17 protein-coding genes and 1 pseudogene are annotated in these 19,498 nt (G+C 55.3%); 9 read left to right on the top strand and 9 right to left on the bottom strand.

All coding sequences use genetic code 11. The features are described 5' to 3' along the window. Window positions 1-48 precede the first annotated feature (48 nt). Window positions 49-387, bottom strand: a pseudogene (locus QEH53_RS05880) (SDR family NAD(P)-dependent oxidoreductase); the annotation flags it as partial. Between the two features lie 153 nt (window positions 388-540). Here QEH53_RS05880 and QEH53_RS05885 point away from each other — a divergent pair. The 3 genes from QEH53_RS05885 (at window position 541) to QEH53_RS05895 (ending at window position 5,748) form a co-directional block, all read left to right on the top strand. After that, entirely contained in the window at window positions 541-1,071 is a 531-nt protein-coding gene (locus QEH53_RS05885) for a Crp/Fnr family transcriptional regulator (RefSeq protein WP_309022218.1), read from the top strand. Window positions 1,072-1,110: 39 nt separating this feature from the next. Continuing rightward, complete coding sequence (locus QEH53_RS05890; RefSeq protein ID WP_309022219.1) at window positions 1,111-2,697, top strand: FAD-dependent oxidoreductase; 1,587 nt, start codon at window positions 1,111-1,113, stop codon at window positions 2,695-2,697. 207 nt (window positions 2,698-2,904) lie between these two features. Beyond that, window positions 2,905-5,748 (top strand): glycoside hydrolase family 2 TIM barrel-domain containing protein, encoded by a 2,844-nt coding sequence (locus QEH53_RS05895; protein WP_309022220.1) that lies wholly within the window; start codon window positions 2,905-2,907, stop codon window positions 5,746-5,748. Between the two features lie 51 nt (window positions 5,749-5,799). Here QEH53_RS05895 and QEH53_RS05900 read toward each other — a convergent pair whose 3' ends face one another. From QEH53_RS05900 to QEH53_RS05925, 6 genes are all read right to left on the bottom strand, one after another. Further along, window positions 5,800-6,864 carry a LacI family DNA-binding transcriptional regulator gene (locus QEH53_RS05900; protein ID WP_309022221.1) on the bottom strand — a complete coding sequence of 355 codons (1,065 nt, stop codon included), beginning with the start codon at window positions 6,862-6,864 and terminating at the stop codon, window positions 5,800-5,802. Between the two features lie 111 nt (window positions 6,865-6,975). Next, on the bottom strand, window positions 6,976-7,899 hold the full coding sequence (locus QEH53_RS05905; RefSeq protein WP_309022222.1) for a tyrosine recombinase XerC: 924 nt from the start codon (window positions 7,897-7,899) through the stop codon (window positions 6,976-6,978). Window positions 7,900-7,930: 31 nt separating this feature from the next. Next, window positions 7,931-8,623 (bottom strand): MazG family protein, encoded by a 693-nt coding sequence (locus QEH53_RS05910; RefSeq protein ID WP_309022223.1) that lies wholly within the window; start codon window positions 8,621-8,623, stop codon window positions 7,931-7,933. 79 nt (window positions 8,624-8,702) lie between these two features. After that, window positions 8,703-10,058 carry a sodium/glutamate symporter gene (locus QEH53_RS05915; RefSeq protein ID WP_309022224.1) on the bottom strand — a complete coding sequence of 452 codons (1,356 nt, stop codon included), beginning with the start codon at window positions 10,056-10,058 and terminating at the stop codon, window positions 8,703-8,705. Window positions 10,059-10,251: 193 nt separating this feature from the next. Then, window positions 10,252-11,088, bottom strand: a complete 837-nt coding sequence (locus tag QEH53_RS05920; protein WP_309022225.1) for a ThuA domain-containing protein — start codon at window positions 11,086-11,088, stop codon at window positions 10,252-10,254. A gap of 45 nt (window positions 11,089-11,133) precedes the next feature. After that, window positions 11,134-11,562 (bottom strand): hypothetical protein, encoded by a 429-nt coding sequence (locus QEH53_RS05925; protein WP_309022226.1) that lies wholly within the window; start codon window positions 11,560-11,562, stop codon window positions 11,134-11,136. Between the two features lie 138 nt (window positions 11,563-11,700). On the opposite strand from QEH53_RS05925, the gene purE reads away from it, so the two are divergent. Further along, window positions 11,701-12,192 carry a 5-(carboxyamino)imidazole ribonucleotide mutase gene (gene purE, locus QEH53_RS05930; RefSeq protein WP_309022227.1) on the top strand — a complete coding sequence of 164 codons (492 nt, stop codon included), beginning with the start codon at window positions 11,701-11,703 and terminating at the stop codon, window positions 12,190-12,192. Further along, the gene (locus QEH53_RS05935; RefSeq protein WP_309022228.1) at window positions 12,189-13,313 is read left to right on the top strand and encodes a 5-(carboxyamino)imidazole ribonucleotide synthase; all 1,125 of its coding nucleotides are present in this window, start codon (window positions 12,189-12,191) and stop codon (window positions 13,311-13,313) included. The genes purE and QEH53_RS05935 overlap by 4 nt, the downstream gene beginning before the upstream one ends. 34 nt (window positions 13,314-13,347) lie before the next feature. Here the strand turns inward: QEH53_RS05935 and QEH53_RS05940 are convergent, their stop codons facing one another. Then, the gene (locus QEH53_RS05940) at window positions 13,348-14,214 is read right to left on the bottom strand and encodes an SCO family protein (protein ID WP_309022229.1); all 867 of its coding nucleotides are present in this window, start codon (window positions 14,212-14,214) and stop codon (window positions 13,348-13,350) included. Between the two features lie 102 nt (window positions 14,215-14,316). Between QEH53_RS05940 and QEH53_RS05945 the strand changes: the two genes are divergently transcribed. The 4 genes from QEH53_RS05945 to QEH53_RS05960 are packed head-to-tail and all read left to right on the top strand — an operon-like array spanning window position 14,317 to window position 18,596. After that, the gene (locus tag QEH53_RS05945; RefSeq protein WP_309022230.1) at window positions 14,317-15,366 is read left to right on the top strand and encodes a COX15/CtaA family protein; all 1,050 of its coding nucleotides are present in this window, start codon (window positions 14,317-14,319) and stop codon (window positions 15,364-15,366) included. Continuing rightward, entirely contained in the window at window positions 15,363-16,298 is a 936-nt protein-coding gene (cyoE, locus tag QEH53_RS05950; RefSeq protein WP_309022231.1) for a heme o synthase, read from the top strand. Before QEH53_RS05945 ends, cyoE begins: the two co-directional genes overlap by 4 nt. Before the next feature lie 8 nt (window positions 16,299-16,306). Then, on the top strand, window positions 16,307-16,744 hold the full coding sequence (locus tag QEH53_RS05955) for a DUF420 domain-containing protein (RefSeq protein WP_309022232.1): 438 nt from the start codon (window positions 16,307-16,309) through the stop codon (window positions 16,742-16,744). Window positions 16,745-16,799: 55 nt separating this feature from the next. Beyond that, complete coding sequence (locus QEH53_RS05960; protein ID WP_309022233.1) at window positions 16,800-18,596, top strand: SLC13 family permease; 1,797 nt, start codon at window positions 16,800-16,802, stop codon at window positions 18,594-18,596. Between the two features lie 11 nt (window positions 18,597-18,607). Here the strand turns inward: QEH53_RS05960 and QEH53_RS05965 are convergent, their stop codons facing one another. Then, complete coding sequence (locus QEH53_RS05965) at window positions 18,608-19,420, bottom strand: inositol monophosphatase (RefSeq protein WP_309022234.1); 813 nt, start codon at window positions 19,418-19,420, stop codon at window positions 18,608-18,610. Window positions 19,421-19,498 lie beyond the last annotated feature (78 nt).

Genomic DNA, 19,498 nt, shown 5'->3' on the forward strand with positions numbered 1-19,498 from the left:
AACGAACGCTAGCAAAGCGGAACCCACATTCAACACGATCGCCCGACTTCACGGATCTCGTCCGCTCGCAAGCAATCGGGCCAACAGGCAGGGTACAGCCAAATTCAAGGTTATTTCGCGAAGCAACGAGTCCGAACCCAATGATCCATCCAAAAAGTCTCCAGTGGCTTGGCCTGCCGCATTGTTGATCAAAACATGGTACTTGCCGAATCTCAGTTCTTCCCAATCCATGTCGCTCAGCTGGTCGCTATCGGATAGGTCGCAAGCGAACGTATCCACATTCCTACAACTGAGTTCCAAGCGCCTCAGTCGCTCGCTAGCTCGGGTAATCACCAACAACTCGTTGTTTCCGACCAAAAGTTCCACTAAGGCACGGCCTATACCGCATGTGCCTCCGGCACAGGATAATCCGCTTCCCTTTTAGCTCCACAATTCTTCCCGCCTTCCCATTCTTTGTACTGGTTCCATTGCGAAACACTAACCGATCCTGAAAACCTCGACCTTAGCCGATGTTAAGAAATCGATCCTGAAGATCACACCATGCGACTTCCCGAATTCTTCGCCCAGCGCGCGACTCCCGTTTCACTCGCCAAAGGCCAGGCCCTGTTTCGCCAAGGCACGCTCGTAGAGGATCTTTTCTCAATAAGCCAAGGTTCTTTCAAAGCCTACTACCTGAGCGAAAACGGAACCGGGCGGATCAAGTCCTTCCTCGCTGGAGGTGAAGTCATCGGCAGCTTGCAATCCGCGCATCGAAATATTCCCAGCCCGTTCAGCGTGGTGCCCCTCGAATCATCCGAACTTCTCCGCCTCGATTTTCAGACCCTTAACAAGTTTGCATCCGACGACCTAGAACTCTCCACCGACCTCATCGGGGCCCAGGTCGACCTCGCCGTGAAAAAGGAGCAACCCGAATACGAGTTCCTCTGCCTAATCCCCGAGCAGCGCTACCATGCCCTGCATCGACGAGCACCCGCTTGGCTTTCACGCATCACCCAATCCGACATCGCCCTATACCTCGGCGTCGCTCCCGAATCCCTTTCCCGAATCCGTCGGCGTCTCGCCGCGAGGTAAGAACGTCCCTATATAGAAGCCTCCACTTTACTTATTCTAATGAACCGCCAAAAGAACTTATCATCTCTGCGTTCCCGAAACGAGCCCTTCGATATACTGATTGTCGGCGGAGGAGCGACTGGTCTAGGCACCGCGGTCGACGCCGTGACTCGGGGCCATAGCGTCGCCCTCGTCGAACAATCCGACTTTGCCAAAGGGACCTCCTCGCGCTCTACCAAACTCGTGCACGGCGGCGTGCGCTACCTTCGCCAAGGAAATGTTTCCCTCGTACTGGAGGCCCTGCGCGAACGTGGATTCCTCTACCGTAACGCCCCCCACTTGGTTCGGGACCAAGCCTTCGTCATTCCCAACTACCACTGGTGGGAAGGCCCTTTCTATGGAGTCGGCATGAAGGTTTACGATGCGCTCGCTGGAAAACTAGGCCTGGCCCCCTCGCGTTCCTTGAGCCTCGAGCAAACGATCGAGCGGATCCCCACGATCGAGACCGATGGCCTCACCGGAGGCGTCGTCTACCACGACGGACAATTCGACGACTCCCGTCTCGCCATCAACCTCGCCCAAACCGCAGTCAAGCACGGGGCCTTCGTAACCAACTATACGAAGTGTATCCAGCTCCTTAAGACGAAGGACAAACAGGTCTGCGGCATCGTAGGGGAAGATCAGGAAACCGGTGAACAGTTTGAGATACTAGCAAATTGCGTCGTTAACGCGACCGGAGTATTCGCTGACCAACTACGGTCCCAGGACGATCCGCAATCTCCGCCCATGATCTCCGCCTCCCAGGGTGTACACATCGTTCTGCCAAAGTCTTTTCTTCCCAATGACGCGGCCATCATGGTGCCCAAGACGGCTGACGGCCGCGTCCTCTTCGCGGTACCTTGGCACGACCGAGTCGTAGTCGGCACTACCGATTCTCCGCGGCCAGATGTATCCTTGGAGCCAAGAGCGCTGCAGTCCGAACGGGACTTCGTCATGGAGCACGCTGCTAAGTACCTTGCTCAAGATCCTCAGCCAAAGGACGTGCTCTCAATCTACGCCGGCCTGCGCCCGCTCGTGAAGTCGGGAGAAGCCTCAGATACCGCAGCCCTCTCTCGCGACCACACCATCGTGGTCTCCGATTCAGGTCTCCTGACGGTTACCGGCGGCAAGTGGACCACCTACCGGAAGATGGCGGAGGACGTAGTCGACCACGTCGAAATCCTCTCTGGCATCGAAGGAGATCCTTGCTCAACCAAAAACTTGCCCATCGCTGGCTCGACTATCGACTCAAGTCCTGAGCCCAATCTAGGTTCCTACGGCTCTGAGTCCTCGAAGATCCTAGCTCTCCTCGGAGAGCAACCTCAGCTAGCTGCTCCGCTCCATCCCAATTTGCCTTACCAGGAAGCCGAAGTGCTCTATCACGCCCGCAGCGAGATGGCCCGCAGCGTCGAAGATGTCCTCGCCCGTCGCACCCGAGCTCTGCTTCTCGACGCTCAAGCCGCGATCGAATCTGCTCCTCGAGTTGCTCAACTTCTCGCCGAGGAGCTTGGACGCGAAGCGAGTTGGGCCGAGAATCAGGTTCGAGAGTTCACCGAACTGGCTAAGGGCTACCTCTTCCTAGACTCTTCCAGCACTACTCCCACCTAACTGCATTACCCAAATCCTCACCGTTTAAGCAGAGACGAATCATCTGCGAACGGAACTCACCGATGATCGCCCGGTGAAAAATGCTACGTCGCGGCAACATAAGTTATCCTAGAACCCTAGGAAATCTAAACTTCTACCCGAACTTCTTCGAAACCAGAATCATGCCCATGCTTGACACGGAATTTATCGTTAAACTTAACAATAACTATGCGCAACCCCTTCTGCAAATTTCCCTTTCTCGCTGCCTTGTCTCTGATCGCAGGCACCACAACGTTGTCCCACGCATCACCCCAAACCCTTGCCGATAATTGGTCCTTCCACCTCGGAGACCTCTTGTCTCCCGACCAATCCCTTTCGGTCGACGACTTCAACGGAACACCCGTCCGGATTCCCCACGATTGGGCGGCCGCGGGCCCCTTCGACCCGGACGCCCACGGAGGCACTGGAAAGCTCCCTTGGCAGGGAATCGGTTGGTATCGACGGACGCTCGAGATCCCGGCTTCCGCAAAAGGTCACCGAATCTACCTCGATTTCGACGGGGCTATGGCCTTCCCGGTCATTTATCTTAACGGAGAAGAAATCGGGTCATGGGATTACGGATACACGCCCTTCCGCATAGACCTCACGGATCACGCGAAACCGGGTGAAGACAACATCCTCGCCGTACGACTCGACACGCGCAAATGGTCGTCTCGGTGGTACCCCGGAGCTGGCCTTTATCGAAAAGTCACCCTCTCCTTTGAGAACCCGATCCACATTGCCCAATGGGGCCTAGGAATTCGCACCGATGGAGACGAACGTCTCGGGCTTCCTGCAGAAAATGCCACGTTATCTGTCGCCCTAGAGAACCATACGCCTTCCGGTGCTTCCGTTGTCCTCGATGCCACGATTCTGGACCCGCATGGGGAAATTGTCGCCACCGCTTCGCTCCAAACGGATGCCCTCTCGCAAGTTACCACCCATCGGAAACTGACGCTTCACGTTAAAAATCCCAGACTTTGGGACATCAACTCACCGGAGCGCTACACGGCCCAAGTCCAAGTCCTTGACGGGGATGGAGGACTACTCGACGAGAAGACCGAAAAATTTGGCTTTCGCACCTTCGCATTCACCGCAAACGATGGCTTCCATCTCAATGGTCGCCGTGTACAGCTCAAAGGCGTCAATCTCCACTCTGACTTGGGACCGCTCGGCATGGCCTTTAACCGCTACGCACAAAAGCGACAGTTGCAGATAATGATGGAGATGGGGATCAATGCCATCCGCACCGCCCACAACCCACCGGCTGAGGAACTGCTAGAGCTTTGCGACGAACTCGGACTCGTCGTTTGGGACGAAGTCTTCGACAAGTGGGCATGGACCGCCGGGCGCGACGATCTGACCCCGCCGCTGATGCCATTCGCTCATCGTCACATTCGCAACACCCTCATGCGTGACCGCAACCATCCCTCGGTAGTCGTATGGTCCATAGGGAACGAAGTTAACGGCGGCGAAGAAGGTGAAGGCGTCACACCGGAACGAACTGCCATGCTAGCCGGATTCGCTCGCAATATCGACGACAGCCGCCCCATCGCTATGGCTTGCCACATTCCGAGCCTGACCAATGGCGAAAACTTCGCCAGTATCGACCTAGCAGGTTGGAACTATGCCCGCCGCTATGAACGCTATCGCGCCGTATGGCCGGAGAAGCCCATCATCTATTCAGAATCCGCTTCGGCCCTCAGCACCCGCGGATACTACGATCCCGACCTCGCCACCCGTACCGCTGACTATGGTGAAGGCTACGAGATCTCTTCCTATGACTTGAACGCCGCCTTTTGGTCGGACCTTGCAGATCAGGAATTTGAATACATGAAAACCGATTCGTTTGTAGCGGGTGAATTCGTATGGACCGGGTTCGACTACATCGGTGAGCCAACTCCGCACGACGCAGATTCACGCTCATCGTATTTCGGCATCGTCGATCTCTGCGGATTCCTCAAAGACCGCTATTTCCTCTATCGAAGCCACTGGCGAGAGGATCTGGATACGGTACACATCCTGCCCCATTGGAATTGGGAAGGAAGTGAAGGCAAAAACGTTCCGGTCTTTGTCTATACAAACGGTGACTCCGCCGAGCTCTTCCTTAACGGAAAATCACTCGGTAAACGCAGAAAAGGAGAACGTCCGGACCGATCTGAAAACTTGGCACTCGCTGCCATGGTTACAGCGAGTTCAGGCGAGCACGCTGCGAGGGCTATCGATGCCGATATTCACACCGCTTGGTTGGCCGATACTGCAGATAACCAAGTCACTTGGACTATCGATCTAGGGAACCTCACTCCTGTCCAGCAGCTCCAACTGGATACAAATGGAAAAGAGCACCTCTTCGCCTACGCCATCGAATCCTCTGCCGATGGAGAGATTTGGTCAACGGTCGTGGAAAAGCCAACCCAAGCTCTCGAACCCTGGCAAGGAACCAACCGCATCCTGCATGCCGTAGATACCAAAGCTCGTTTCCTTCGCCTGAGCTTCACGGAAGCAACTGGAGATGCGACTCCGGGACTGAGGGACTTCCGAGTCTTCGCAGAACCAACCACCAACGACTACTACGATGTCACATACGATTATCGCCTGCGTTGGGATGACGTCTCCTATCAGCCGGGAACGCTCAAAGCCGTCGCCTACAAAGATAGCGAAAGAATCGGAGAAGCTATCGTCGAAACGACAGGCAAGCCTGTGGCTCTCCGCCTCGTAGCGGAACGCAGCGAGGTGGACGCAGACGGTGTGGATCTAATCTACGTGACTGCAGAAGCTATCGACTCCAAAGGACGTGCGTGCCCACTAGCCGACGACGAAATCACGTTCAGCGTTTCCGGGGCGGGAACCTTCGAAGCTACCGGCAACGGCGACCAACGCTCGTTTGTGGCATTCAGCTCCTCGATTCGAAAGCTGTTTTACGGAAAGGCTCAGCTCATCGCACGGCCGACCAAAGGTAGTGGCGGAACCATTACAATCAAAGCAACTGCGAAAGGCTTAAAATCGGCGACTGCGGAAGTGACCAGCAGATAAGCAAAAGTTCAACTGAGAGGAGACCGTTGCTGGTCCCCTCGAAAGATCGTTTCAGCGTTCTACTACAGACTTGCGAACGACGAGCTCGGTTGGAAAAACGATCGAGTTCGTTTTCCCAACTGAATCATCCTCATTTCCTTCGATGCGTTTCAGCAGAAGCGAAACCGCCTCGACCCCCATTTCGCGCAGAGGCTGACGCACCGTGGTCAAGGGAGGTACCGTAACCCGGGCAACCAGCGTATCGTCGAAGCCCGCAACTGAAACGTCCTCCGGCACGCGGATACCTTCTGAGAGTAGAGCCTCTACGCAGCCCAGAGCCATCTGATCGTTGGCGCAAAAAATAGCTTCAGGCAACGCGTCACGCGGATTCTCCTGTAACCACTTTTTCATCACATTCCGAGCGTGTTCGTCGCTGTAAGCCATCGACTTGAGCAGCGTTTCATCCAACTCAATTCCCGCGTCGGCAAGAGCTCGCTTGTATCCAGAAATGCGACGCTCTGCGCCTAAGAGTCCTTTAGGTCCTGCAAGATGCATAATCCGACGATGCCCTTTCGCCACCATCAGGCTCACCATGTCGTAGGCACCCTTTTCTTCGTCAGACTCTAAATTTACCACGCCTTCGATTCCCACGTTGGAGTGTAGGGATACGCAGGGCATGTCAGCGCTCATGCCGTTGGTGAACTCTTCCTCTAGAATGGGAGCGATCAGGATCATGCCGTCAATCCTCCCGTCGAAAGCTCGCTCCAATTGCTCCCTAGCTTCCGACCAAGTTCTCAAGGTGAAGACCGTCACGTTTTGGTTGTGTTGGGCAGCTCCTGCGATAATTCCGTTGAAAACCTCCAAAAAGTAGTGGTTCAACTCGAGACCGTCCAATACGATCAGGGTACCGATCGTATTCATACGACGGTTCACTAGAGCTCGGGCCGCTATGTTTGGACGATACCTCAGCTCAGCAGCAGCCTTGCGAATGCGCTCCTGGGTCTCTTCGGAGATGCGGACGGAGGAGTTCGAACCGTTTAAGACGGCAGATACTGCCATCGCTGAAACGCCAGCTTTTAGGCCGACATCTGCAAGCGTGGGGGCGCGCTTGCCCTTGCGTTTAGAGGGTTGAGGCATGGATGACTCAAAGAACAAGCATCCTATTCGCTCTTGCAACTTGTTTCTATAAGAGGACTTGGAATTGTATCCTGAGAAAAAAGGCAAACAACCTGCGAGTCGCCCGCTCTCTCAGGCTCGCGGATGGGCTTGATCGAAAGCTTCCTTCAGCCTCCCGATGTTCACATGCGTATAGATCTGTGTCGTGGAGAGCTTAGCATGACCAAGCAGCTCCTGCACGAGCCGAAGATCTGCTCCGTTGTCCAACAGATGCGTCGCGTACGAGTGGCGAATCTTATGCGGAGTCAGATCCATCGGAAGATCCGCTAAGGCCAAATACTTTTTCAGTAACAGCTGGATCCCGCGAGGAGCCCATTTCTTTCGTCGGTTGCTGAGGACCACTGGGTCGCTGAAGGCGGTGCCTACTGCGAACTCTCGTCTCCACTTGTCCAATACAGCCATGGCCACTCGTCCTAGCGGGCAAATCCGCGACTTCCCGCCTTTTCCCACAATACGAGCTACTCCCTCGTCGAAGCTCACTTGCCCGTAGGTCAGATCGCAAAGCTCGCTCACGCGGAAGCCAGCTCCGTAAAGCAGCTCCAGCACAAGCCGGTCGCGCCAAGCCTGAAAAGGAGTGATGGCCTCGTTCTCCAGTAAACGTATGGGACCGTCGATCAGCAGCTTGACCTGCTTCTGCGTCATAAATGCCGGAAGCTTTTTGGGAAGTTTCGGGAGAACGATTCCGACCAACGGGTTCGCCTCGATCTTTCCTAGCCGTATCCAGTATTTGAAGAAAGTGCGCAGGCCTGAGATATAGTTGTGGATGGTGCGCCGCGAGACTCGGCGCTGCTGCTCGATCACGAAATCACGAGCATCCCGCAGGTTCACGTTTTTTAGGCTACCCTCCCAAGTCGTTTCCGCATCTAGGTAATGGAAAAAAGCCTCCAACGCAGTTTGATAGTTCCGAGCAGTGTAAGCGGAAAGGCGGCGTTCTCCCGTGAGATGCCTCAAAAAGGGATCCATCCAAATCTCACGCCATCGCTCGTCTTTGCTCATTCTTTAACCCCCTAAAGTGGGAGCGCACCTGTCACGCGATTTCCGAACTACCTCCAGCCGACTCGGTCAAATCGTCGCTCTCCGCCATCACCCGGCGAGCAAACTTGCGTACGGCGCTCTCCGGATCGATTCCCTTCAAGCGACATGCCGCCGCGATCTCGAAAAGGATATGCCCAGCCGCTTCTTCGTCCAACTCCTCAGCCATGGCTTCGATCGCTCCCATGTCTACCGCATCGCCTACCGGCAAAGCCCTCTTCTTGATTTGCTTGAAAACGTCATACGCAAAAAGCAACGCCGGCAGTGCTGGCGGCAGGTCCTTGAACCGAGAGGTGCTGACTGGCTTGTCCGCCTTTTCGGTCGCCTTGATTTCGTCCCACTGCTTAAGGACTGCATCCGAGTCGTTTAGGTCCACATCGCCAAAAACGTGAGGATGGCGACGGATGAGCTTTTCATTAATCTCAACGGCTACCGCTTCGAAGTCAAAATGCCCCGACTCTTTCGCCAGCTGGGCGTGAAAGACGACCTGCAATAAGACATCGCCCAACTCCTCTCGCATGTGGTCCATGTCGAGCGTGTCGAGCGTCTCCAACAATTCGCTACACTCGTCGACCAAGCACTGGGCGATCGACTGGTGATCCTGTTCTATGTCCCACGGGCAACCTCCAGGTCCCCTGAGACGAGCCATTGTCTCTACCAACTCTTCAATTGCACTCACGAATGTCATCAAGCGGAGGACCCTTTCGCATGGCAACGATGGAATAAGGCCAGCTTGTGGCTCTCCACGCGAATGTAACCTTCACTTCTCACTCACTGGCGATTCGCCACGCCAACACCGCCCAGCCAGAAAATATGGCAAGCACGATCAGCAACGATATGCTCGCCCCCAACATCGCCACCGTGGGCAAAGCGAGCGCCGTCACCAACCCCCCTCCCATGATCGGCTCGTAAAAGGGTTGTTTGTCGGCGTACGCCTTTAGCGCATCGGTTTTCCCTTTCGGATCCACAACATTAATAAGCATGATGCCCGATGCCGTAGTAGCAGTGCCACCACCCAAATCGCCCAATCCATAGGCGTACCAAGGCTTTCGATAAACCCTCGGTCCTACCACGAATAGCAGTGCCAAATTCCATGCCAGTCCCGCCCCGCAGAGTATCACGATAGCGAGCCAGTTTTGGCCAAGCGTTTTCAGGGAAAGCGTAGCCAAGGCGCCGGCTATGACCATATCGAGAGCAACTGAAGAGATCTTCTCGAAAAGATCACGATCGAACAGCAAATCCCATCGCATGACCTGCAGCAAAGCTTGGACTCCCATCCCGACGAGCAGTACGACCGAAAACAAAGGCAGATACTCAGAAATATAATTCTCGGCCCCATCTCCGCGTATCCACTTCTCCAGCGCCTGCAAACCGCTCAGTACTGCCCAACCTAGGGCGACTACAATTCCCACCATGGCAAGATGAACGGTCAGTCGCCCCGTTAATGGATTGGGCTGAAAACGTTGGGGAATGTCCGGTTCGCCTTCCTCGTTACCTGGTTCCGCTTCGGACTCAGAATCGATTCCCTCGTACCGCCGTTTCAACGCATTTGCAAGAAACGGTCCACCTACGACACCGGCCAACACACCCACTGTAGCGACCGCGAGTGCGAGGTCTTGTCCGTCGCCGAAGCCGAGCTGCGAGAAATTGCTCCCGAGCCCCGCAGCCGTACCATGGCCGCCCTGAAAGCCGATCGCTATGAGTGGACCAATAAGTTCGTCCAGCCCCAGCAGCGGGCCCAAAATCAATACGGCTAGCGACAGACCCACTACATATTGGCCCCAAGCAAAGAGGTGGCCCATGACGATTTGTGGTTTGGCTCGTTCCCAGATCGCACCAATCGGCTCGAACTTTCTCCCTAGCATAAGACAAGCAAATACAATTGTGATGAACATGCCCGGAAATTTCTTCAATGTCGCGTAAAACGTATCCACTTTCTCTGACGAAAGAAAAGGAACCCATCCTGTCCCCAGAATTTGAGGTCCAATCAGCAAAGCGAGCAGCCCTCCCAAAACGGCTCCAGGAAGAGCAAAACGCCGCAGCAACGGCGAGAATTTCCCGATCAGGTTTCCCAGAAAAACGAGAAGTACCGCTCCAAAGAGTGTTAAGTAGAATTCAGTCATACAAGCAGGCGAAACGTAACAGCCTCACTGTCGGGGCTGCAAATTGCGTACCAAAAGCTGGCATGAACAAATCAGCCCAGCCGATCAGAGCTCAGAGCGACCGGGAGAGACACACCTTCCGCAACGGTACGGTGGCGCTAGTTCCTACACGTTTGTTTTCGGTCTGCGCGATCAAACACCCTACGGTGATCGCCTATCTCACTACCGGCATATCCGCCCCCGGAAAGTCGTCCGGCACTGGACGCGTCACCTCTCCCGTAGCTGCCCACTCCAAGCCGCGGAAAAGGGTTTCGAGGAAACCAACGCACTTCATAGCGAGCGGGGTCTCCGTATCCGCGGCCCCCACATGGCCAAGCGTTGTGTGAAAAATTCGCCCTTTGCCGTACTCGATACTCATCAGCATGGGCTCGTTCTCTCCGGTGCCGTTCTCGATTTCCGGCCCAGCCATGGTGGTGGCGAGAACGGTGAGATTTTTGGCAGGACCGCGCAACTGGCTGTACTGCTCGTCGATGGCGTGCAGCCACGCTTCCGGCAAGTCTCGCATGATGGGATGATCAGGCGTCCTTGTCTCAAGCAAGTACTCGAAAGGGTCCGGGTGCATTGCCTCGCCTGGACCGTCGTCAAAAACCACTGCCCCTTTGCGCCAGCGAACCTTAGGCCCGGACGCTTCATTGCGGCCTCCCCAGCCACCGACTCCGATCATCTCGTTAAACGCGACCCAGTCAGGAAAGGCGTTATCGGTGGCGTGATAAGATACCAATCCCCCACCGTCTTGCATGTATTGTTCGAATGCGGCTTTGGTCGCCTCCGGCCAACTGTCTCCCTCGTAGTCGAGAAGAATCACATCATAGTCGTTCCAAGTAGGCTCGAAGCCAGCGAAGTCCTCACCCTCCGCCGGCGTGACAAACGTATCCAGTTCAAACATACCGTCGCCGTTCACTGCCAGCTTGAGTGCCTCGCTGCTGACTTTCCAGTTGTGCCATTGGTTGGATTGCCCTGTCACGAGCGCCACCTTGATTTTATTTTCCATAAATTCTGTCATGCTAAAAATCTCCGTATTCGATTTATAAACCCTTCAAGATTGAAGTCTTGGTTGCCGCACCACTCCCCCCCTCGCTGTACGAACTGTTTCGTCAGTCCACTTGATTGCAGCATCAAGGTCATGGAATAAACCATTGGGAAAACCTTGCAAGGCCATGCTCTCCAAGCGAAAACAGTTAACTGTAGCCTTGGAATACGCCACTACTGCGAATGAGCACCAGAGTGGATTTTCCATCCGAGCCCGGGCCAGCAAACTGGGATCGCTGGGATTTCCGGATACCCGATTTCCAATGTACCCCCAAGGCTCAGTAAAGCTACTCGAGGAAATTTCGACCACTTGCTCGTAAAGATCGCCCGTCTGTCGATCTATTTCCCGGTGGGGCGTCACCACCATATACAGGTCATAGACGTCGATTCTACCGAAGTAGAGTTCGACCGTCTTCAGAATATCGAACCGAGCCATCAAAAGTGAAAGAAACGCAAGGCTAGCCAAAGGCAAGTCGAACACTGAAAGCGATTACTCTAACAAAAAAACACTATCGACTCGACCCCCGCCAGACGCCTCACTATCCACCCCAAATCGCAAAATATCCGCAAAGCCATGTCAGATAAAAAACCTCTCGTCGGAATCATAATGGGCAGCAACTCGGACTGGCCCACCATCTCGCAAGCGGCGGACGTCCTCGAATCATTCGGCGTCCCCTACGAGGCCGAGGTCGTTTCCGCCCACCGCACTCCCGAAAAGATGTACGACTACGCCAAGACGGCGAAGTCTCGCGGGCTGAAATGTATCATCGCCGGAGCAGGCGGTGCTGCGCACCTGCCAGGCATGGTTTCCGCACTCACCACTCTCCCTGTCCTCGGTATTCCTGTGGAGTCGAAGGCTCTCAAGGGATTGGACTCACTTCTTTCCATAGTACAAATGCCAGGCGGCGTACCCACCGCAACCTTCGCGATCGGAGCCGCAGGCGCCAAGAACGCCGCGCTCTTCGCGATATCGATCCTCGCCCTCACCGACGACTCCCTCAGCCAAAAGCTGGATGAATTCCGCGAGAAGCAGAAGGCCAAGGTCGAATCCATGGAGCTCAAATGATCGCACCTGGTTCTACAATCGGTATCCTCGGCGGTGGTCAACTCGGTCGCATGACCGGACAAGCAGCTCGTTCCCTCGGTTACGGCTTCGTGGTTTTCGAGCCTCAGCGTCGCTGTCCGGCGGGGCATGTAGCCGACCTCGAGATCAACGCCAAGTACTCGGACAAGTCGGCCCTCGAGCTCCTCGCGGACTCTTCCGACGTAGTGACTTACGAGTTCGAGAACGTCCCAGTCGAAGCGACACACGAACTTGAGGAGAAAGTCACCTTACATCCGCGTCCGGAAATCTTGCACATTTGCCAGAATAGGGAACGTGAAAAGAACTTCCTTCGAGACAACGGCATCCCTTGCGCCCCGTTTGCCATCGTGGATTCGCTCGACGACCTAGACCGAGCGATTGCAGAAATCGGAACTCCCGCCGTGCTCAAGACCGCTGCCTTTGGCTATGACGGAAAAGGCCAGCTCAAAATCAGTAACGAAAATCCGGATACCGCCGCAATTTGGAAGGAATTTGGCGAACATCGAGCCGTCCTAGAGGGTTGGATGGACTTCACCATGGAGATCTCCGTGTTGGTAGCTGCCAACGAACAAGGCGAAGTTTCCACCTTCCCTGTCGCCGAGAATATCCACACCAACCACATTCTCGACTACTCTATCGTACCGGCCCGTATCTCTCCTGAGCTTCGAGCCGAAGCGGAAGGATTGGCCAAGGAAATCGCTCGCAAGCTCGGCTTAGTCGGTTTGCTCGGTGTCGAGTTATTCATCTTACGCGATGGCACCATTGCGGTAAACGAGCTTGCTCCGCGCCCTCACAACTCAGGACACTACACCATCGACGCCTGCGTTACCTCCCAGTTCGAGCAATTTGTCCGTGCCGTTTGCGGTTTGCCACTCGGTTCCACAAAATTGCTCAGTCCCGTAACCATGGTAAACATCCTCGGCGACGCTTGGATTGGCCGCCAACCCGATTTCGCGGAGCTCCTCAAACATCCCTCCGCCAAGCTTCACTTATACGGCAAGGCCCAAGCTAGAGTTGGCCGCAAGATGGGACACTTCTGTGTCTTGGCCGATTCCGCTGACACATCCTTCGAACTCGCAAAAAAGCTCAAAGCGAAGCTATAACGTAGTAGCGCGGGGCAAACACCGCAGAACGGGGCTACAAGCCTTTTGCTGCTTCCAAGAACTCTATCGGGTTCCAGGCTTTCTTCACCGAACGCTTGACGATGTTGCGGTCGCGATCGACCAGAACAGTGGCAAGGCTGTGGATGATGTCGTCTCCCGTGTTGATATGGGTCAGGGCCATACTCTTGATGAGTTGCCGTACCGAATCCCGTTCGCCAGTCACGAAACGAAAATTTTCTCCATCGATCCCGTAGGCCTCAGCATAGGTCCGCAATACGCTCGGTGTATCGAACTTGGGATCGAGCGTCACGGATACGAATTCGAGGTCGTCCAATCCAGCCTCTTTGGCCAGGCGCTGTAGCGTTGCCATCTTCGAAGTCGAAAGCGGACACATTTCTGCGTCGGTGCATCGGGTGAAGATGAAATTGAGCATGAAGGGCTTACCGAGGTAACGAGTCGGTGTGACCGTATCGCCAAACTGATCCACCAAGGCGAATTCGGGAAACGCATCCCCTTCCGCGAGGTAATAGCCGGCGCCTAGATCCTCAACTGTCTCCTCCAAACGCTTGTTCACCCGGCGCATCGTTTCCGCCGCCTCATCGTCGATCTTCCAGATCTTGATCAAGCGAAACCCCCCATCCTCGTCGCGAACCATACGGGCCTTGATCTGGTCGCCTTTCTTGAAAACTTTCACGTCGCCAGGGCTCACTCGAAATACCATTGTCATGGGCGGCATGAAATCCGGGATCTCCTCGTGCGCCACCGTCATGGCCAACCCCTCGACTTCGACCGCCTGAACCACTCCTAGCAGAGGGTGGCCCTCCTCATTTTCATCTTCTTGACTTTCGGTTTTTTGAGCGCATCCCAGAAGCCCTGCCAAAGCCGACGCGACTAGCAGCATTCGAAAAAGGGAGCTTTTCGTAAGCGAATTGAACCTGAAAAGAGAGTGATTGCTGAGTCCCGAATCCATTGTGCTCCGGTAGACAAACGATCCGCCAAGAAGATGCCAGCAAAAGCACAAAATCATAACGAAATCCGATACCTGCCAGTACTATTCTGGACAAGTCTCGGCGCCCTCGTGTGGATCACCCTCCTCCTATACGCCGGAGGGTTCACCACCACCATCCGCGCCGGCATGGCATTCTTGGATTGGCCGCTCTCCAACGGATCCATTAACCCCGAAGGCTGGCTTCAGGACAAGGACATGGCTGCAGAGCATTCTCACCGCCTACTGGGCATGGTGATGGGACTGCTTTCAATCTTCCTCTGCGTACTGGCCCACGTCAGAAAAGCATCCCCCTCAGTCCGCAGGATGGGTAACTGGCTCGTCATCATCGTCATCACTCAAGGCCTCTTGGGCGGTCTCCGCGTGAAGCTCGACGCTCTCAACCTCGAGATCGACCACAATCTCTACGCCCAAAGCTTCGCCGTCGCCCACGCGACCTTAGCTCAGCTATTCCTCTGCTTGCTCGTGGCTTTCGTCATCAGCACTAGCCGATCCTGGATCGAACGAAACGCGGGCTTCACTTCTGCCCCGTCTCCTAGCCTAACGACTTTTGGCTATGTCGCTTGCGGCGCCACAGTGGCCCAGCTCATCGTAGGAGCAATCATGCGGCACGCCCACGCCGGATTGGCGATCCCTACGTTTCCCCTGACACCTCACGACACTTTAATCCCACCCGTTTTCAATTTCGCGATCGGCATCCACTTCGCCCACCGCGTTGGCGCCGTCATCGTGACAGTCGCGATTATAGCCTTTTGCATTCGCGTTTGGAAGGACAGCGCCTCACGCAAGGCTATGGGTAAATCGGCGGCAGGACTGCTGGCTCTTCTTCTGGTACAAGTCGCGCTCGGTGCCCTCGTGATCTGGAAAGTTCGCAACGAGCACGTCACGACCTTGCATATGCTCAACGGTGCCTTCACTTTAGCCCTTTGCTGGTCAATGACGTACAGAAGCCTAAAGCCTAAATTCAACGCTAATTCCGCCGCCTCGACTCGGGGCGCCGCAATCGTGGACAGCCCTTCTGCCATCGGCCAAACTGCAAAAGCGTGAGCCTAGAACCTTCAAAACGAGTCGATCTGACTCCCGCTGCTACCTTGTCCGATCGCACCGAAAATAAAGCTATTGCTTGGTCTGCCTACTACGAACTGACCAAACCACGCCTCAGCCTCCTTTCCGTAATCACTGCCCTCGTCGGCTACCTCGCAGCCTTGCCCGAAAGGAACGTGACAGTGCTCGTCTTTTTCCTCGGGGGCACCGCCATCTGCGCTGCCGGTGCCGCAACGCTCAATCAATTCATTGAGCGGGAAACGGACGCTTTGATGAAGCGTACCCGCGAGCGCCCGCTGCCCGCTGGACAGGTTTCACCAAACGTGGCGCTCTGGTTGGGCATCGCCCTTTCCTGCGTAGGTGTCACATCCCTCTGGCTCGGAGCGAACCCGCTCGCAGGAGCGCTGGGACTCGCCACCATCCTGACCTACATCGCGATTTACACGCCTCTCAAGCTCAAGACCCGATGGGCCACCGAAATCGGAGCCCTACCGGGTGCTTTGCCACCGCTGATCGGTTGGGCCGCAGCGGAGGGCCGCATCTCGCCGCTCGGCTGGATCCTCTTCGGCATCCTCGCATTCTGGCAGATGCCGCATTTCATGGCCATCGCGTGGACATTCAGAAAGGACTACGGCTCGGCAGGCTTTCCGATGCTCACGGTAGTCGACCCCAGTGGCCGCAAGGCGGGGATCTGGGCCACCGTCAACGCTGTCGCCTTACTTCTCGTCAGCCTGCTTCCCATCTTCCTTGGTCTATGCGGATGGCTCTACACCGTGGTCGCCGCGATCTTTGGCGTCTGGTATCTCGTTCGCTCCGTCGCGTTCGCAACTGCCAGTAATCGCGACGGCGTCGCTCGCAAACTTTTCTTCAACTCGATTCTCTACCTACCGGCGGTACTCTTCACCTTGGTAATTGATCGTTGGATACTCATTTAGATCGATTAATGGAAATCAGCGACATTCCTGCTCTCAACGCATCGCTCAACGCGGTAGCTACCGTGCTCATCATCGCTGGGGTCGTCTCCATCAAAGCGAGGAAGGAGAACCTGCACCGATTCCTCATGGCCTCCTCCATCATTGTATCGGCCATTTTCCTCGTTGGATACGTCTACCACAAAATCGCAGTGCAAGGGGTACACACGCCTTTCAACGGCGAGGGAGCAATCCGATACGTGTACTATACGATGCTGATCTCACACATCATATTGGCTGCCACCATCCCCGTTTTGGTGATTCGCACAGCCTATCTCGGCATAAAAGATCGGCGCGAGCTCCACAAGAAATGGGCCCGTATCACCTATCCTATCTGGCTTTACGTCTCCATCACCGGCGTACTCGTCTACTACTTTCTCTACGTCTGGTTTCAGCCAGCCACGGCTTGACCCGCTTCGTTCTCCGAAGTAAAACCAATTCTTCCTGCCGCCACTTTTCCCCACCATGACTTGGGACATTGCATTCGTATTCGCTCTCCTCGTCCTGACATTGATCAGTTTCGTCTGGGAGAAGCTACCGGCTGACGTCACCGCGCTCTCCGTTTTCGCTATCCTCATCGCGACGGGCACGCTCAGCTCACAGCAAGCGTTCTCCGTATTTGCAAATCCAGCACCGATCACGGTCGGAGCGATGTTCATGCTCAGCGCCGCTCTGGAAAAGACCGGCCTCATCGCTCAGCTGAGCCAGAAACTGCAGGGACTGGGAAATCTGAGCTACCGCCCATTCTTGGTGGTAATCATGGTTTTGGTAGGGGTGCTCTCCGGGTTCATCAACAATACGCCCGTCGTAGTAGTCATGCTTCCCATCGTGCTTTCCCTCTCAAGCAAGATCGGTGTAGCTGGCTCGAAGGTGCTGATTCCCCTTTCCTACGCCTCCATCCTAGGTGGTACTTGTACGCTTCTCGGCACCAGCACCAACATCATCGTGAGTGGAGTCGCCAAAGGGGTCGGAGGACAGGCCTTGGGGATGTTCGAATTCGCCTTTATCGGCGTACCTATTTTCTTCGCCGGCGTTGTCTACATCGTGCTTTTCGGTAACAAGCTACTGCCTTGGCGCGAGACACTCACCTCAATCCTTTCCGAAGAAGAACGCCGAGAATACATCGCTGAGGCTTTCGTCAACTCGGGCTCCTCTGCGACTGGAAAGACCCTCAGGGAAGCCGGTTTCAAACGCACCAGCGGCATGCGCGTGATCGATCTGGTTCGGTCCGGCGTTTCTCTCCAAGGCCGCATGCATGATGTCAAACTACTGGAGGGCGACCGCCTCTTTCTCGCGTGCCGCGCTTCGGGTCTCGCTCAAGCTCGCTCGATCGAGGGAATTGACCTCGCTGCGGAACGCGACCTCGGGCTCGAACACATCAACGCTCACGAAGGGCTCATCGTGGAAGGTATCCTCGGTCCAAATTCGGAAATCCTCGGCAAGAGCCTGGAGGAAGTGAACTTCCGCCAACGCTACCGCCTCGTGGTGCTGGCCATCCACCGCAACGGAAAGAACCTGCGCGACCAGCTCGGAACCTTGAGACTGGAGTTCGGTGACACGCTCCTTCTTCTCGGTACCGATGAGGCCATCCAAAACATGAGCGGCAGCGAAGACATCATCCTGATGGAAAACCGCGCCGTCCCTTCAAAGTCCGACAAAAGGAAGAGCTTCGCGGTTTTGGCAGCTATCGCAGGGGTGGTCGCTTGCGCATCCTCCGGATTTGCCGGAATCGAAGTTGCCGCCGTCGTTGCCTGTGCCTTCCTCTTCGTAACGAATTGCCTGCGCCCAAAGGATGGATACGCAGCCGTACAGTGGAATATCCTCTTTATCATCTTCGGCATGCTCAGTCTAGGCATGGCGATGTCGGAAACCGGAGCATCCAAGTGGCTAGCCGACCAACTCATATCGGGTGTAACTCTCTTCACTACCGAGGAAGTCCGCCCCTACGTCATGCTGGGCTGCCTCTATTTGCTGACGAACCTCCTCACCGAAATCCTCTCCAACAATGCTGCTGCCGTGCTCATGGCCACGCTTGCGGTGGGGATCTCCGAAACGCTCGGGGTGGACATGAAGCCTTTCCTGATGACGGTAGCTATCGCTGCCTCAGCGAGTTTCTCAACTCCGATCGGCTACCAAACCAATACCTACGTGTATGGTGCTGGCGGTTACCGATTCTCGGACTTCATAAAGGTCGGAGCTCCGCTCAACTTGATATGCTTCGCCATCGCGGTCACCCTGATCCCCATGATCTGGAGTTTCTAGCAGCGCCTATACTACCAACGGTATTTCGTACGTTTACCGATCGTTCTCTCGATCGAGTCGCACAGAGCGTGACTACCTGCGATATGGCCAAACCCCTCAGCTTTCGAGGAAAAGGACTTCATCGGAAAAACCTCTGTATCAAAAAAACGGGTACTCCCTCCGACCGCTGTTAAAAGAGGCATACCCCCTGCTATATCCCAAGCCTTAACCCGATGGGCAATTACTCCATCCAACCAGCCCAGAGCTGTGTAGGCCATGTGAATAGCGCTGCTTCCAAAGGCTCTAAGCTTGAACTCCATGCGCAAAGCGTCGTCGTCTGAGATCGCCGCCTCGCTGGCAAGCGTCTGCGTCGCGATTAGGCTTTGCGCATTCAGCTCCGCCTCCTTGCGCAGTACCTTCTGCTCGCCCACCCACAAGCCATACTCCGCGCCTCCATGGATCAATTGGCGCGTGCCATGATCATAAATGTATCCGTAAATCGGATTTCCGTCTTTCATCAACGCGAGGGAAATCGAGCAATTCGGAATAGAGCGAGCGAAGTTATTCGTCCCGTCAATTGGATCAAGCAACCACGAAAAGCCGGGCTTCACCTCGATCGGAGTATCTCCATGCTCGAGCTCTTCGCTAAAGAACTGGTCCTGCGGGAAAGGTTGGCCTATATGCTCGGCGAATACCTTGGACAAGTGCAGATCTGCCTCCGTCACCCGCGAGCCGTCAAATTTCCACTCGCTTGCAACATCACCGAACTGAGCGGTAAAATAGGCTACTTGCTCCTCTACAACCTTCTTTCCGTACGCGATTCTCCCTTCGAGCGTATTTTCCATAGCCAAAGGATGAAACACGGCTCGGAAACGCTAACAAGCATGAACTCGGTCAAAACCTTGCAACGATCTTCAACCGGC

Origin of the sequence: Pelagicoccus sp. SDUM812002 (genome assembly GCF_031127835.1) — a bacterium.
GTDB lineage: Bacteria > Verrucomicrobiota > Verrucomicrobiia > Opitutales > Opitutaceae > Pelagicoccus.